The following is a 13,354-nucleotide window of genomic DNA, read 5'->3' as shown; positions in this document are numbered from 1 at the left end:
CGTGCGGGCCCGCTGCCTTCTACAATGGCGGTAGGGTTCCACAGGCTGCCGTGGGGTGGCTGGACACCAGGGGCGCATGATGATTCTCTACTTGCATGGGTTTCGGTCTTCGCCACGCTCAGCCAAAGCGCAGTTGTTGGCGCAGGCCGTCAAGGCCCGCGGCCTGTCTGCCGAGTGGGCTTGCCCTCAATTGCCGGCAAGCCCGGCAGCCGCCATGTGGCTGGCGCTCGAATGCGCGCGGCAGGCCCTGGATCGGGGACTTGATCCATCCAGCCTCACAGTGATCGGTTCCTCGCTGGGTGGCTTCTATGCGACCTGGCTTGCCCAGCGTCTGGGGTGCAGGGCCGTGATGCTCAATCCTGTGGTACACGCTGCCCGCGATTTGTCCACCCAGGTGGGCTCGCATCGTACGTTCCACGGCGACGAACCCTTCGAGTTCCTTCCGGGGTACGTGGACGAACTCAGCCAGGCTGAATCGACCTTGCACGTACTGACCCGGCCCGAGCGTTATTTTCTGGTCGCGGCCACGGGCGACGAGGTGCTCAATTGGCACGAAATGCAGTCGCGTTTTGCAGCTAGCCGCCAGCGCATCATCTCTGGCAGCGATCACGGCATTTCGGACTTTGCCCGGTGGCTCCCGGAGGTGCTGGCTTTTGCGTTGGGATCGCGTGTGGCGTCGGTTGACTCCGATGTGTCCGCCGGCGCCGCCTGCGTCGAAGTAGGCTCCTGGCGCGCGTTGGGGCCGGAGGCTCGCACGATTCGAACCGAAGTTTTCGTGCATGAACAGCATGTGCCCCCGGAAGAAGAGATGGATGCTTTCGATGAGCAGTGCGTGCACGCGCTGGCCCGCGACGATCAGGGCCGCCCGGTTGCGACAGGCCGCTTGCTCCCGGATGGTCATATTGGCCGTATGGCGGTCGACCGGGTATGGCGTGGAAAAGGGGTGGGATCCCAAGTCCTGCAGGCTCTGATCGCCGAAGCCCGCACGCGGGGCGATTCTCAGGTTGTCCTTGCAGCCCAGCTACACGCCTGCCCGTTCTACGTGCGGCACGGTTTCGTCGAAGAGGGCGATACCTTCATGGATGCAGGGATCCCTCATAGACTTATGCGTCAGCAGCTCTGAGTCAGCTACTTCAGGTTGCCTGACAGGAACTGCTGCAGGCGCGGGCTCTTGGGGTGGTCTAGCACGTCGGACGGTTTGCCGACTTCTTCGGCCAGCCCTTGGTGCAGAAACATGACCTGAGACGCAAGATTGCGTGCGAAGCCCATCTCGTGGGTCACGACCAGCATGGTCCGGCCTTCCTCTGCAAGCTTTTGCATGACTTTCAGGACTTCGCCCACCAGCTCCGGGTCCAGCGCCGAAGTGGGTTCGTCGAACAACATGACGTCGGGCTCCATGGCCAGGGCTCGGGCAATGGCGACCCGTTGCTGCTGACCGCCCGAGAGCGACGACGGATACTGTGTTTCGACACTGGCCGGCAGGCCCACCTTGGCCAGGTAATGGCGTGCGCGCTCTGTGGCTTCGGCTTTGCTCAGTTTGAGAACCTGCGTGGGCGCTTCGATGACGTTACCAAGCACGTTCATGTGAGCCCATAGGTTGAAATGTTGGAACACCATGGCCAGCTTCGTGCGCAGGCGTCGCAATTGGTCCAGATCGGTAGCGTGGGTTTCCCCATGCTTGTCACGGACCGTCTTGAGCACTTCGCCGTTCAGGGACACGGAGCCTTCGCTGGGCCGCTCAAGAAAGTTGATACAGCGCAGGAATGTGGATTTTCCTGACCCGCTGGAGCCTACGATGCAGATCACGTCGCCTGCGTTTGCAGTGAGTGACACACCTTTGAGCACCTCGTGGTCGCCATAACTTTTGTGGATGTTGAGAACTTCGAGTGTGGACATGGTGTTATCGGTGAATACTCAGGTAAGCCAGTACGCGCCGCTCGTATTGGCGAAAGAGCCAGATCAGTGTAAATGACAGGCATAGATAGAGCAGCGCTGCAATGCCGTACGAGGCGAAGGTCTGATAGGTGGCGGAGTTGGCGTCGCGCGCGATTTTGAGAATGTCAGGGACAGTGGCCGTGAAGGCGAGCGAGGTGGCGTGCAGCATCAGGATGACTTCGTTGCTGTAAGCCGGCAGGGCGCGCCTGAGTGCAGAGGGCAGGATGATGCGGCGGTAGAGCGTGAAGCGCGTCATGCCGAACGCGCGGGCGGATTCGATCTCACCGGCACTGGTGGCGCGTATGGCACCCGCAAAAATTTCTGTCGTGTAGGCTGCCGTGTTCAGCGTAAGCGCCAGCACCAGACAATCGAAGCCGCTTTGGAAAAATGCGGCCAGGCTGGGAGTGTGTTTGACGAAGTCCAGACTGTAGACGCCGGCGTAGATGAACAGGATCTGTACGTAAAGTGGGGTCCCTCGGAAGATATAGGTAAAAAGCCAGACGGGGACTGAGATCCAGCGGCGTGGTGACACACGCGCCACGGATAGAAAAAGCGATATCACGAATCCCATCGCGACTGACAACACCAGCAGCCAGAGCGTGACGGCCATGCCTGAGAACGCGCCATTGCTGGAATACAGGTAGGCCTGCCAGAACTGGCTGAGTACGTCGCTCATAGAGCGACCTCGCGCACGCCCACGGTATAGCGCTTGTAGAGCCAGTAAAGGACCACGTTGGAGACTGTCGTGAGGACCAGGTAGATGATCCCGGTCAGGCTGATGAAGAGAAAGACGCGAAACGTCACGTTGCCAGCGTCCTGTGCCACCTTCACCACGTCGGTAAGACCGATGAGCGACACGAGTGCCGTAGACTTGAGCAGCACCTGCCAGTTGTTGCCGATCCCGGGCAGCGCGTGCCGCATCATCTGCGGGAACAGAACGCGTCGGAACACCTGAAATTCACGCATGCCGTAGGCTGTTGCCGATTCAAGCTGCCCGTGAGGCACCGCCATGAATGCACCGCGGAAGGTCTCGGCAAAATACGCGCCGTAGATGAATCCCAGCGTGACGACGCCTGCAGCAAAGGGGTCGATGTTGATGGAGTCCAGTCCGAGCCAGTCTGTGATGTCGTTGAGATAGATCTGCATGCTGAAGAAAATCAGCAGCATCAAAACCAGGTCGGGCACGCCCCGGATCAAGGTGGTGTAGGCCGTGGCCAGCCAGCGTGCCAGGCGTAGCCCTGAAAGCTTTGCCCACGCACCCAGCAGGCCCAGACCCACAGCCACGACCAGGGACAGCAGCGCAAGCTGGATCGTGACCCAGGTGCCGGCGAGAAGGAGGGGGCCGTAGCCGTTAAGAAACATGGAGCGGGAAGAGAAACGGGGTGGGGAGCGTGCCCGCACCCCATTCAATCATGGAGCGGGAAATTTGATGTTGCCTTCTGCGAAGTATTTTTTTGAAAACTTCTGCAGGGTTCCATCGGCTTCCATGCTTTTGAGCGTTTTGTTGACTTCGGTTTCCAGGGCCGTGTTGCCTTTGCGGATTCCCAGGGCGATAGGCTCGTTCAGGATGGTGTCATCGAGAGTCATCGAAGCCAGCTCGTAGTTTTTGCCTTCGGGCTTGTTGAGGAAACCCTCGACCGCACTTTGCGCTTCCTGGAAGGTGGCGTCCAGACGGCCCGCCGTGACGTCCACGAATGCATTGGTGTAGCTTGGATACGCAACGACGTTGACGCCTTTGGGTGCCCAGTATTTGCGGGCGTAGGTTTCCATGGTGGTGCCTTGCTGGACACCCACCCGTTTACCCTTCAAGGACTCGGCGGTGGGTTCCAGGCCGCTGCCCTTCTTGACCATCAGCTTGACCGGCACGATGTAGAGAGGAATGGAAAAATCGATGACCTTCTTGCGTGCTTCGGTGGCCGTCATGGTGGAATCGGCAAGGTCGAACTTGCGGGCCTGCAGGCCTGGGATGAGGCCATCGAACGACTGGTCTATCCACACACAGTTCCGGTTCATGCGCTTGCAGAGCTCGTTGCCGATGTCGATGTCGAAGCCTTCGAGCTGTCCGTTGGTATTCCGGTACTCAAAGGGAGGGTAGCCTGCTTCAGTAGCGATTCTGAGGTCTTTGGCCTGAGCAATTGAGCTCATGCTGGCCATCAGGCCAGCCGTCAGCAACAGTGCTGCACTGAGCAAAGGGGTTTTCATGGGTGATCTCCTGGAGTGCCAGGCAGCGGCTGCCAGGCACGGTGACAAGGCGTGATATTAACTCAGGAGATTACTGCAGTGCATTGAGCATTACCCTGATGGTCACCCCGGCAGAGCGGGTTCTTGGCTGGCCTCGGCCGCAATGGCTTCTTGAACCCGTTGAATGACCTCGTCGAGGTCGTCGGTGACCAGGATGCGTTCCAACCCCGAAGGCCCGATCATTTCGTGGGCCATGGGCTGACTGCGAATCCAGCTGATCAGGCCTGACCAGAAAGCGGTTCCCACCAGGATGACGGGGACCGGCGGGTGCTTGTGCGTCTGGATCAGCGTGATGGCCTCAAAGAGTTCGTCGAGCGTGCCGAACCCGCCTGGCAGCACGACGTAGGCAAGGCTGTGCTCGAAGAATGTCGCCTTGCGCGAACTGAAGTGTTCGAAGTGCAGGCTGTCGGTCTGGTAGGGATTGTTGGTGGTTTCTCGTGGCAGGTGGATGTTCAGCCCTACGCTGCGCCCACCGGCTTCGAAGGCGCCCCGATTGGCGGCTTCCATCATGCCGGGCCCGCCCCCTGCGATGACCGGCACGCCCAGGCGCGCGATGCGCGCGCCGAGTTCCAGACCCAGCTTGTAGAATGGGTGATCGCGAGGGATACGGGCGCTGCCAAAGAGACTGATGCCCGGCCCTATGCTCTCGAATGCCTTGTTGGCCACGCGCATTTCTTGTCCAATCGTGGCTATCTGCTGTTCTGCCGAGACTTCTTTATTGTTTGTCATGAAAAAAACCTTGTTGCTTGTGGATGGGTCCAGCTATTTGTATCGTGCCTATCATGCCTTGCCCGATCTGCGCAATGCGCGTGGCGAACCCACTGGAGCCCTGTACGGCGTCATCTCCATGTTACGGAGGCTGCTGCTTGATTACAAGGATGTGGCCGAGTACGGCGCTTGCGTGTTTGACGCGCATGGTGGCTCGTTTCGCAACCAGCTCTATCCGCAGTACAAGGCCAATCGGCCGCCTATGCCTCCCGACATGCGTAGCCAGATAGAGCCTATTCATGAGGCTGCCCGTGCGTTGGGCTGGAGCGTCATTGTGCAACCGGGAGTGGAAGCCGATGACGTGATTGGCACGCTTGCCCGTATGGCGAGCGAAGGTGGCTTTTATACCATTATTTCCACGGGCGACAAGGACTTGGCCCAGTTGGTGGGTGATCGGGTCGAACTCATCAACACTATGACCAACGATCGTCTGGATCGCGAGGGCGTCATCAAGAAATTTGGAGTGCCCCCCGAGCGCATTGTCGATTATCTGATGCTGATGGGCGACACGGTGGACAACGTCCCTGGAGTGGATAAGGTAGGACCCAAGACGGCTGCCAAATGGCTGTCGGAATACGGCAGTATCGAGGCGCTGGTGGCGCAGGCGGCGTCCGTGAAAGGCGTGGCGGGGAGCAATTTGCGGGAGGCCATCGAGCAGTTTCCGCTCACGCGCGAACTCCTCACGATCAAACTCGACTGCGACTTGCCCGAGGCGCATTCGTTGCCGTCGCTGCAATTGCGAGCACCCGATCGCGGCCACCTGCTGCGGCTGTATGAAGACTATGGATTTCGCACGTGGCTGCGTGAAGAGACAGGAGACTCCCAAAGGCTCCCTGAGCAAGACGCCCGTGTGACGCACGAGGCCCCACCGCCGCCGGCAGAATTGCACTATGACGTCATTTTGGACGAAGCGGGCTTTGCCGCCTGGATGGACCGTATCCGTTCGGCGCCGCTGGTGGCACTGGACACTGAAACGACCAGCCTGGACCCGATGGCTGCACGGCTAGTCGGGCTGTCGGTCTGCGTCGAGCCAGGCCGTGCTGCGTATATTCCGGTGGGCCATACGGCGCCAGGCACACCCACTCAATTGGATCGTGCCTGGGTGCTCGCGCAGCTGCGTGCCTGGATCGAAGATCCTGACGCCCCGAAGGTGCTGCATCACGCCAAATACGACACCCATGTGTTTGCCAACGAGGGTCTGTCGTTGCGCGGGGTGCAGCACGACACCATGTTGCAGGCCTATGTGCTGCAGTCGCATCGCCGGGTCAATTTGCAGGATTTGTGCATCCAGTGGCTGGGCGTGACGGGCACCACCTATGAGGACCTGTGTGGCAAAGGGGCACGCCAGATCGGTTTTGACGAGGTGGACGTGCATCTCGCGGGCCATTACGCCGCCGAAGACGCAGATTTCACGTTGCGCCTGCAACAAGTGCTCTATCCCAAGGTGCAGGCCGAACCGGGGCTCGCCCGGATCTATGCCCTTGAGGTGCGCACCTCGGCCGTGCTCACGAAAGTGGAGCGCAATGGGGTGGCGATTGATGTTCAGGCACTTTCGACACAGAGCCATGAGCTGGGAGGGCAGATGATCGCGCTCGAAGCGCAGGTTCATGCATTGGCCGGGCAGCCGTTCAATCTGAATTCCCCCAAGCAGCTGGGAGAAATTCTATTTGAGCGCATGCATTTGCCAGTGGTGCGCAAGACCGCCGGTGGTGCGCCATCGACCGATGAAGAGGTGCTCACGCGGCTGGCTGCAGATTATCCTTTGCCCCGGCTGTTGCTCGATTACCGAGGCATTGCCAAGCTGAAATCCACCTATACCGACAAGTTGCCGCGCATGGTGGACCCCCGCACCGGGAGGGTCCACACACGCTATGCGCAAGCGGCTGTCGTGACCGGGCGTCTGGCATCCTCCGATCCCAATTTGCAGAATATTCCGGTGCGTACGGCGGAAGGGCGGCGAGTCCGGTCGGCGTTCATTTCCAGTTTGGGGCAGATCGTGTCGGCCGATTACTCGCAGATCGAACTGCGGGTCATGGCTCATGTGTCGGGTGACACGAATCTGCGGCGAGCCTTTGCCGAAGGGCAGGACATTCACCGTGCGACCGCCGCCGAGGTGTTCGGTGTGGCTCCGGATCAGGTGGATTCAGAGCACCGGAGAGCGGCGAAGGCGATCAATTTCGGCTTGATCTATGGCATGGGCGAGTTCGGCCTGGCTTCCAATCTGGGCATCACGCGTGCTGCTGCCAAGTCTTATATAGACCGCTATTTCATGCGCTATCCGGGGGTTGCCGAGTACATGGTGCGTATCCGCAAGCAGGCGCGCGAACAGGGATACGTCGAGACCGTCTTCGGGCGACGCTTGTATTTTCCTGAGCTGTCCGGCGCCAAAGGACCTAGAGTCGCGGCGGCCGAGCGTGCCGCGATCAACGCCCCCATGCAGGGGACCGCAGCCGATCTCATCAAGATGGCGATGGTGGCGGTGCAGGATTGGATCGATACCGAGGGCTTGCACAGTCTTATGGTCATGCAGGTGCACGACGAACTGGTATTCGATGCCGTGGCTGACGAAGTCGAGCTGCTGCGCGAACGGGTACCGCAGCTGATGGCCAGCGTAGCAGAATTGGCCGTTCCCCTGATTGCCCAAGTGGGGGTCGGCCGCGACTGGGGAGAAGCGCACTGACACGGAGTCGGCCTACCTTGGCGCCCGTTCAGTCGGCCTCGCGCAGCCGGTTGGGGCGCAGCTCTCCGTAGCGGGCCAGGACGGGGTAGGCCGACGCGTTGACCAGGCATACGTTGACGCCGCTCGCGTCACGCAGGACTTCCAGGTAAAAAGCCCCTTCGTCTACGGCATCGATACGCCCAGCCTTGATGCGTTCCAGGTGCCGGTCGGCCGCTTTGGCTTCCAGGTTGCGGAAGAAATCCTTCTCAAAGGCCAGATTTCGGGCCACTTGGCGGTCGGCTGCGACGAACAGTGCGGCTGCCTGGCGCAGATTGCGCTGCAGCCTTTCCAGCAGGGTCGTCAGTTCGGTTTGCTGTTCAGCGTCAAATTGCCAATGTTTTTTTTGTAGCCGGCTGGCGTGCCCGAGCAGGCCTGAACCCGAGAGACTGGCGGCGTGCGCGATGTTGGTGGAAAACGTCAGGATGCCCTTGAGGGTTTGTTCATCATCCGCGCTCAGGTTTTCGCGGTCTTGTGTCGCCAGATAGGCGGTGATGGACTGGTCCAGCTGCCCGATGGCATTGTTCAGATAGCGGGCCTTGGTCAGTGCCTGATCGTCTTCACGCAACAGGGCGCGCTGCGTCAGACGCAGCGACTCACGCAGCAAGTCGGTCAGCCTCAGTGCTTCGCGTGCGGCTTGGCTCAATGCTACGGCCGGGACCTCGTGAGCAGAGTCGTCCAGATATTGGGGGCGTGCCGGGTCGTCGGGATCGCTGCGCCGGGGCAGCAGCCGCTGCAGGATGCGGGCGTAGTACGAGATGGCTGGCAGGAAACAGGCGGCGACGACCAGGTTGAAGAGCAAGTGAAAGTTGGCGACTGCGTGAGCGTGGTCGCTGCCCAGCGCCCCCATGATGTCGTTTGCCCACGGCAGCAGCGCCATGGCCACCAGGCATCCGGCGCAGCGGGTTCCCAGGTTGCCCATGGGCAGCCGCCGCGATGCGGGATTGCCGTCGTGGCCGCTCTCCAGCACGGGGTTGATGGCCGTCCCCAGGTTCGCTCCCAGAACCAGAACGTACGCCAGTTCCGAGCTTGCCAGCCCATGGTGCGCCAATGACATGATGAGCACTACGACAGCTACGCTGGAATGCGAGGCCCACGTCAGGGCCGTGCTGGCGGCGAGCGCCAGGAGTGGCATGCTCGCCAGCGTTTGCAAGGCGTCTCCCAGCATGGGAGCGTTGTTCAAGGGTTCGAAAAGTGTGACCAGTTCGTGCAGCGCCAGCAACAACAGGCCCAGACCGATGAAGACGCGTCCCAAGTCGCGGGTCCTGCCTGGAACGTAGTGGCGAAACATCCAGACGCCCACCAGGATGAAGGTTGGCGCCAGGTACGTGGGATTGAATGACAGCACCTGGACGATGAGTGTGGTGCCGACGTTGGCTCCCAGCATGGCAGCAAGACCGGGCACCAGCGAGACCAGCCCGTCCTGGGCAAAGCCCGTGATCATCAGCCCGGTTGCCGTGCTGCTTTGGATGGCGGCAGTAATCAGCAATCCGGTGAGGAAAGCCCGCGGCAGAGACCCCATTGCGCGGCCCATCCACACGCCAAAGGTTTTGCCAAATGCGCGCTGAACGCCGGTCTGCACCATGTGCACGCCCCACAGCAGCAGGGCGACAAACCCGCCAAAGCCCAACAGGACTTGAAGTTCACGCATGGTCGATCTGCGCAGGCATTACGCCTGCGGGCGCTGCAGCGCCGCAATGCGCTGCTCAATAGGGGGGTGTGATGCGAACAGGGCCCCCAGGGCACCGCCAGTGATTCCGGCGGCCTGGAAGGACTTGGGCAGGTTGCCGGGCTCGAGGCCGCCGAGTCGACTCAGCGCGTGGATCATGGGATTTCCGGAGCCCAGAAGACGCGCAGAGCCCGCATCGGCGCGGAACTCACGCTGACGCGAGAACCAGGCCACGATGACGGAGGCTACGACGCCGAAGAGGATTTCGCAGACGATGACGCTCAGGTAATACCCCATACCCACGCCGTCGCGGTCGTTTTTCAGGAGCGTGCGGTCGACGAAATACCCCACGAGGCGGGACAAGAAGATGACGAAGGTATTGACGATGCCCTGGATGAGTGTGAGCGTGACCATGTCGCCATTCGAGATGTGCGTGATCTCGTGCCCCAGGACGGCAGTGATTTCTTCTTCGTTCATGGAGGACAGCAGTCCGGTGGAGACGGCGACCAGCGATTCGTTGCGGAACGCGCCGGTCGCAAAGGCATTGGGGGCCCCCTCGTAGATGGCCACTTCAGGGTGCCCGATGCCTGCACGGTCGGCGAGCTGGTGTACCGTGTTCACCAGCCACGCTTCGCGGGCGTTTTTTGGGGCCCTCGGGTCGATGACTTGAGCGCCAGTGCTGGTTTTCGCCATCCATTTGCTCATGAGCAGCGAAATGAATGCACCCACGAACCCTAACAGGGCAGCGAAGATCAGCAACTGGACGGGGTCGATGCCGCTGGCAGTGAGGTAGCGGCCGACGCCCAGTACGCTCATGGTGATGCTGAGCACCAGCATGACGGCCAGATTGGTCACAAGAAACAGGGCGATTCGTTTCATGGATCAGAGGTTCCCGCAAGAGTGAGGTTCAACGTGCCCAAAGTGTATAGTATCGGCTTGTTGATGTGCAGTGATGGCGCGGTCGCCAAATCAATGAACTGATCGTACAGGAACTCAATGCAGTCGCTGTGGATGTTGCTGGCCTGCGCGATGTTTGCCATGATGGGCGCCTTCGTCAAGGTGGCGGCCAGCCTGGGTGCGTCGTTGCCCGAAATCGTGCTGTTTCGTGGTGTGCCTTCGGTGCTGCTGCTGCTTTTCTGGGTGCGATCCACGCATCGGGCAATACGCCCCACAAGCTGGCGTCTGCATGTCTGGCGCAACGTGGCCGGCATCACGTCCATGTGGCTAGGCTTTTACGCCTTGTTCTATTTGCCACTGCCCACCGCCACCAGCCTGAATTACACTGCGCCGCTGTTCATTGCCGGGTGGCTGCTGGTAGCCGGCGGGGCTCAACGAGATCCGGTCCGCATCCTGGCGGTGGTCGCAGGCTTTTTGGGGGTGCTGGGCGTTCTGCGGCCCAGCATCACACACGACCAGTGGTTTCCTGCGTTCATGGGGCTTGGGGCGGGGGCGCTTGCTGCCATTGCCATGATGCAGATACGCCAGCTCGGGCGTATCGGTGAGCCCGAGTGGCTCACGGTCCTGCTGTTTTCCTGTGGCGTGGTGATCAGCAGCCTGGTGGGGCTTTCGTTCGTGGGATGGCATACGCATGATCCTCTGGCGCTTTTGTCTTTGACCGGTCTGGGTTCGGCCGGCCTGGTGGGACAGCTGGCCATGACGCGGGCATTCGGGTTGGGGTCAACCCTGTTGACGGCGGCCTTGCAGTACATGACCATCATCTTTGCGGCCTTGATCGGTGTCGTGTTCTGGGGCGACCGGCCTGCGTTCCTGGCGTGGGCCGGCATCGCGCTCATCATTGGCTCCGGCCTGCTCTCTATTTGGCGTACTTATTCCGAGGCCCGTATGCTCAGGGGAGCGTCGGTCTCTGCAACCGCGCAGGCGGCGACTGTCATTCAAGAGGACTCATCGTCATGACTGATTTGCTGATTCAAGCTCAGGCCCTTCGAACTCGCCTGATGCAGCCGGGATGCCTGGTTTTTGACGTGCGCCACGATCTTGCCGATCATCAAGCGGGTCGGCGTGCCTACGAGGCGGGGCATATCCCCGGCGCGCTGTATCTGGATCACGAGGCCCAGCTCAGTGCGCCGCGCACCGGGCACAACGGCCGTCACCCCTTGCCGACTCGTCGTGATTTTGCGGCCTTGATGCGGGCTCAAGGCCTGACGGCGCGGTCTGATGTTGTCGTCTATGATGCCGGCAACAGCATGTTTGCGGCGCACCTGTGGTGGATGTTGCGCTGGCTGGGGCACGGGTCCGTGTCGGTGCTTGATGGCGGCCTCGCGGCCTGGCAGGCCATTCAGGGCGAACTCGAAACCGGGGCTCGCACGCCAAAACTGAGCGAGGCCCAGGCCATTCAAAGCCAAGTGCTCTCGGGGAAGCCGTCGATGCCCCTCGTGGATGTGCACGCGGTGCTGGCCAACCTGGCGGATCCACGCTTCACGGTGCTTGATGCGCGTGCGCCCGAGCGCTTCAGCGGGGCAGTCGAGCCGATGGATGCCGTCGCTGGGCATATCCCGGGGGCCGTGAATCGCGCCTTCAAGCTCAACTTGCAGGCAGATGGCCGCTTCAAGTCCCCCGGAAACCTGCGTGCCGAGTTCGAAACTTTGCTGGGAGATAGTCTTTCCCACGGGATCGTTCATCAGTGCGGTTCGGGGATCACCGCCTGCCACAACTTGTTTGCAATGGAACTGGCAGGCCTGAAGGGGTCAGCACTGTATTCGGGTTCCTGGAGCGAATGGTGCAGTGATCCTTCGCGGCCAGTCGCCAAAGGCCTTTGAGCCCGGCTCTTTTCAGTCCATCATGCGGCGGTACCAGGCGTGGAAGTGGGCCATGCCGTCCTCCAGGGGTGTCTGGTAGGGGCCGCATTGGCTGGTTCCGCGCTCCATCAGGGCTCGCCGGCCCGCATCCATGCGTTCGCCGATTTCGTCGTCTTCGATGGCAGTCTCAAGGTAGGCTGCCTGTTGCGCTTCGATGAAATCGCGCTCGAACGCCGCGATTTCTTCGGGGTAGTAGAACTCGATGACGTTGACGGTTTCCTGGGGGCTCACCGGGTAGAGCGTCGAAAGCACCAGGACGTGCGGATACAGCTCGATCATGTGGGTTGGAAAATAAGTGACCCAGATCGCGCCGAATTCGGGGGCTGATCCCGACCGGTAATTGAGCAGCCGGTCGTGCCAGACCTTGTAGACGTCGGTGCCGGGCTGGCCCAGCGCCTGGTGGATTCCGACGCGTTGCAAGCTGTGAAATGCTGCAAATTCCCATTTCAGGTCGTCACACGTGACGAATTGCCCGAGCCCGGGATGAAATGGGCCCACGTGGTAGTCTTCGAGGTATACCTCGATGAACGTTTTCCAGTTGTAATGGCACTGGTGGACTTCCACGTGATCAAGGACGTAGTCCGAAAAATCGAATTCGGGGCGTTTGAACAGGGCGCCTATGTCCTCAGAAGGGTTGCGTTCACCCTCGAAGAGCAGGCCGTGGCAGTTGTGCAGGGGGAACTGCTCGAGGCGTACCCTGGGTTTTTCCGGAAACAGCGGGGCGTTCAGCAGGGCGCCTTGCGCGTCGTAGCTCCACTGGTGAATCGGGCAGAGCAGCCGGCCACCCGTCTGGCACAGATTGCCCGAGGCGCACGTGGGGTCTCGTCCGGTCTGGCCTCCGAGGATCAATGCCTGACGATGCCGACAGACGTTGGACAGCAGACGAATTGTGCCTTGCGCATCGCGCACCAGCGCACGGCCACTGCCTTCTTGTGTGAGCGTGCGCCAGTCACCAGGCTGTGGCACCATTTTTTCGTTGCCCACGTAGCGGGCGCTGTGAGCGAAGATGCGTTGCTGCTCTTTCTGCAGGATTTCGGCGTCGAAATAATGCTGCACGGAAAGCTGGCTGGCCAGGTCCGTGCCGGACGGGATGTATGGATTGGTCATGGCTTGATCCCCCTGCAAGACGAGAAGCCGGGGCCAAAAATTGTACCTCACTGTCCCACCAGGATGAGTTGACCCGGGTCGTATGGTGGACGTGCAGGCGCT

Annotated in this window: 12 protein-coding genes and 1 pseudogene; 5 read left to right on the top strand and 8 right to left on the bottom strand. The window is 60.9% G+C overall.

Annotation, left to right across the window (positions count from 1 at the left end; all coding sequences use genetic code 11):
- Positions 1-76 precede the first annotated feature (76 nt).
- Positions 77-667, top strand: a pseudogene (locus VF285_RS00335) (YqiA/YcfP family alpha/beta fold hydrolase); the annotation flags it as partial.
- On the top strand, positions 644-1,123 hold the full coding sequence (locus VF285_RS00330; protein ID WP_346950648.1) for a GNAT family N-acetyltransferase: 480 nt from the start codon (positions 644-646) through the stop codon (positions 1,121-1,123). The pseudogene VF285_RS00335 and the gene VF285_RS00330, both read left to right, overlap by 24 nt.
- A 5-nt stretch (positions 1,124-1,128) precedes the next feature.
- On the opposite strand, the gene VF285_RS00325 is transcribed toward VF285_RS00330, so the two are convergent.
- The 5 genes from VF285_RS00325 to VF285_RS00305 form a co-directional block, all read right to left on the bottom strand.
- A complete protein-coding gene (locus VF285_RS00325; RefSeq protein WP_346950619.1) occupies positions 1,129-1,896 on the bottom strand; it encodes an ABC transporter ATP-binding protein in 768 nt (255 codons plus the stop codon).
- Between the two features lie 4 nt (positions 1,897-1,900).
- Positions 1,901-2,611, bottom strand: coding sequence for a histidine ABC transporter permease HisM (hisM, locus tag VF285_RS00320; protein WP_346950618.1), 711 nt, complete (start codon positions 2,609-2,611; stop codon positions 1,901-1,903).
- Positions 2,608-3,297, bottom strand: coding sequence for an ABC transporter permease (locus tag VF285_RS00315; RefSeq protein ID WP_346950617.1), 690 nt, complete (start codon positions 3,295-3,297; stop codon positions 2,608-2,610). The genes hisM and VF285_RS00315 overlap by 4 nt, the downstream gene beginning before the upstream one ends.
- Positions 3,298-3,345: 48 nt before the next feature.
- Positions 3,346-4,137 (bottom strand): transporter substrate-binding domain-containing protein, encoded by a 792-nt coding sequence (locus tag VF285_RS00310; RefSeq protein ID WP_346950616.1) that lies wholly within the window; start codon positions 4,135-4,137, stop codon positions 3,346-3,348.
- A gap of 102 nt (positions 4,138-4,239) precedes the next feature.
- Positions 4,240-4,905 carry a TIGR00730 family Rossman fold protein gene (locus tag VF285_RS00305; protein WP_346950615.1) on the bottom strand — a complete coding sequence of 222 codons (666 nt, stop codon included), beginning with the start codon at positions 4,903-4,905 and terminating at the stop codon, positions 4,240-4,242.
- On the opposite strand from VF285_RS00305, the gene polA reads away from it, so the two are divergent.
- On the top strand, positions 4,904-7,624 hold the full coding sequence (polA, locus tag VF285_RS00300) for a DNA polymerase I (protein WP_346950614.1): 2,721 nt from the start codon (positions 4,904-4,906) through the stop codon (positions 7,622-7,624). The two genes, VF285_RS00305 and polA, sit on opposite strands and share 2 nt — an antisense overlap.
- Before the next feature lie 28 nt (positions 7,625-7,652).
- Here the strand turns inward: polA and VF285_RS00295 are convergent, their stop codons facing one another.
- Both VF285_RS00295 and htpX read right to left on the bottom strand, forming a co-directional pair.
- The gene (locus VF285_RS00295) at positions 7,653-9,311 is read right to left on the bottom strand and encodes a Na/Pi cotransporter family protein (RefSeq protein ID WP_346950613.1); all 1,659 of its coding nucleotides are present in this window, start codon (positions 9,309-9,311) and stop codon (positions 7,653-7,655) included.
- 18 nt (positions 9,312-9,329) lie between these two features.
- On the bottom strand, positions 9,330-10,208 hold the full coding sequence (gene htpX, locus VF285_RS00290) for a protease HtpX (protein WP_346950612.1): 879 nt from the start codon (positions 10,206-10,208) through the stop codon (positions 9,330-9,332).
- Between the two features lie 117 nt (positions 10,209-10,325).
- On the opposite strand from htpX, the gene VF285_RS00285 reads away from it, so the two are divergent.
- Together VF285_RS00285 and VF285_RS00280 are read left to right on the top strand one after the other, a co-directional pair.
- Positions 10,326-11,243 carry a DMT family transporter gene (locus VF285_RS00285; protein ID WP_346950611.1) on the top strand — a complete coding sequence of 306 codons (918 nt, stop codon included), beginning with the start codon at positions 10,326-10,328 and terminating at the stop codon, positions 11,241-11,243.
- Positions 11,240-12,106, top strand: coding sequence for a sulfurtransferase (locus VF285_RS00280; RefSeq protein ID WP_346950610.1), 867 nt, complete (start codon positions 11,240-11,242; stop codon positions 12,104-12,106). The genes VF285_RS00285 and VF285_RS00280 overlap by 4 nt, the downstream gene beginning before the upstream one ends.
- Positions 12,107-12,118: 12 nt before the next feature.
- Here VF285_RS00280 and VF285_RS00275 read toward each other — a convergent pair whose 3' ends face one another.
- Entirely contained in the window at positions 12,119-13,252 is a 1,134-nt protein-coding gene (locus VF285_RS00275) for an aromatic ring-hydroxylating dioxygenase subunit alpha (RefSeq protein ID WP_346950609.1), read from the bottom strand.
- Positions 13,253-13,354: the final 102 nt, after the last annotated feature.

Source organism: Castellaniella sp. (assembly GCF_036379515.1).
Classification (GTDB): domain Bacteria; phylum Pseudomonadota; class Gammaproteobacteria; order Burkholderiales; family Burkholderiaceae_B; genus Castellaniella.
This window is presented reverse-complemented; position numbering and strand designations above follow the sequence as displayed.

Excerpts from the sequence above, each read along its gene's own strand:
- VF285_RS00325 (WP_346950619.1), bottom strand. The coding sequence starts at position 1,896 with ATGTCCACACTCGAAGTTCTCAACATCCACAAAAGTTATGGCGACCAC.
- hisM (WP_346950618.1), bottom strand. The coding sequence starts at position 2,611 with ATGAGCGACGTACTCAGCCAGTTCTGGCAGGCCTACCTGTATTCCAGC.
- VF285_RS00315 (WP_346950617.1), bottom strand. The coding sequence starts at position 3,297 with ATGTTTCTTAACGGCTACGGCCCCCTCCTTCTCGCCGGCACCTGGGTC.
- VF285_RS00310 (WP_346950616.1), bottom strand. The coding sequence starts at position 4,137 with ATGAAAACCCCTTTGCTCAGTGCAGCACTGTTGCTGACGGCTGGCCTG.
- polA (WP_346950614.1), top strand. The coding sequence starts at position 4,904 with ATGAAAAAAACCTTGTTGCTTGTGGATGGGTCCAGCTATTTGTATCGT.
- VF285_RS00305 (WP_346950615.1), bottom strand. The coding sequence starts at position 4,905 with ATGACAAACAATAAAGAAGTCTCGGCAGAACAGCAGATAGCCACGATT.
- VF285_RS00295 (WP_346950613.1), bottom strand. The coding sequence starts at position 9,311 with ATGCGTGAACTTCAAGTCCTGTTGGGCTTTGGCGGGTTTGTCGCCCTG.
- htpX (WP_346950612.1), bottom strand. The coding sequence starts at position 10,208 with ATGAAACGAATCGCCCTGTTTCTTGTGACCAATCTGGCCGTCATGCTG.
- VF285_RS00285 (WP_346950611.1), top strand. The coding sequence starts at position 10,326 with ATGCAGTCGCTGTGGATGTTGCTGGCCTGCGCGATGTTTGCCATGATG.
- VF285_RS00280 (WP_346950610.1), top strand. The coding sequence starts at position 11,240 with ATGACTGATTTGCTGATTCAAGCTCAGGCCCTTCGAACTCGCCTGATG.
- VF285_RS00275 (WP_346950609.1), bottom strand. The coding sequence starts at position 13,252 with ATGACCAATCCATACATCCCGTCCGGCACGGACCTGGCCAGCCAGCTT.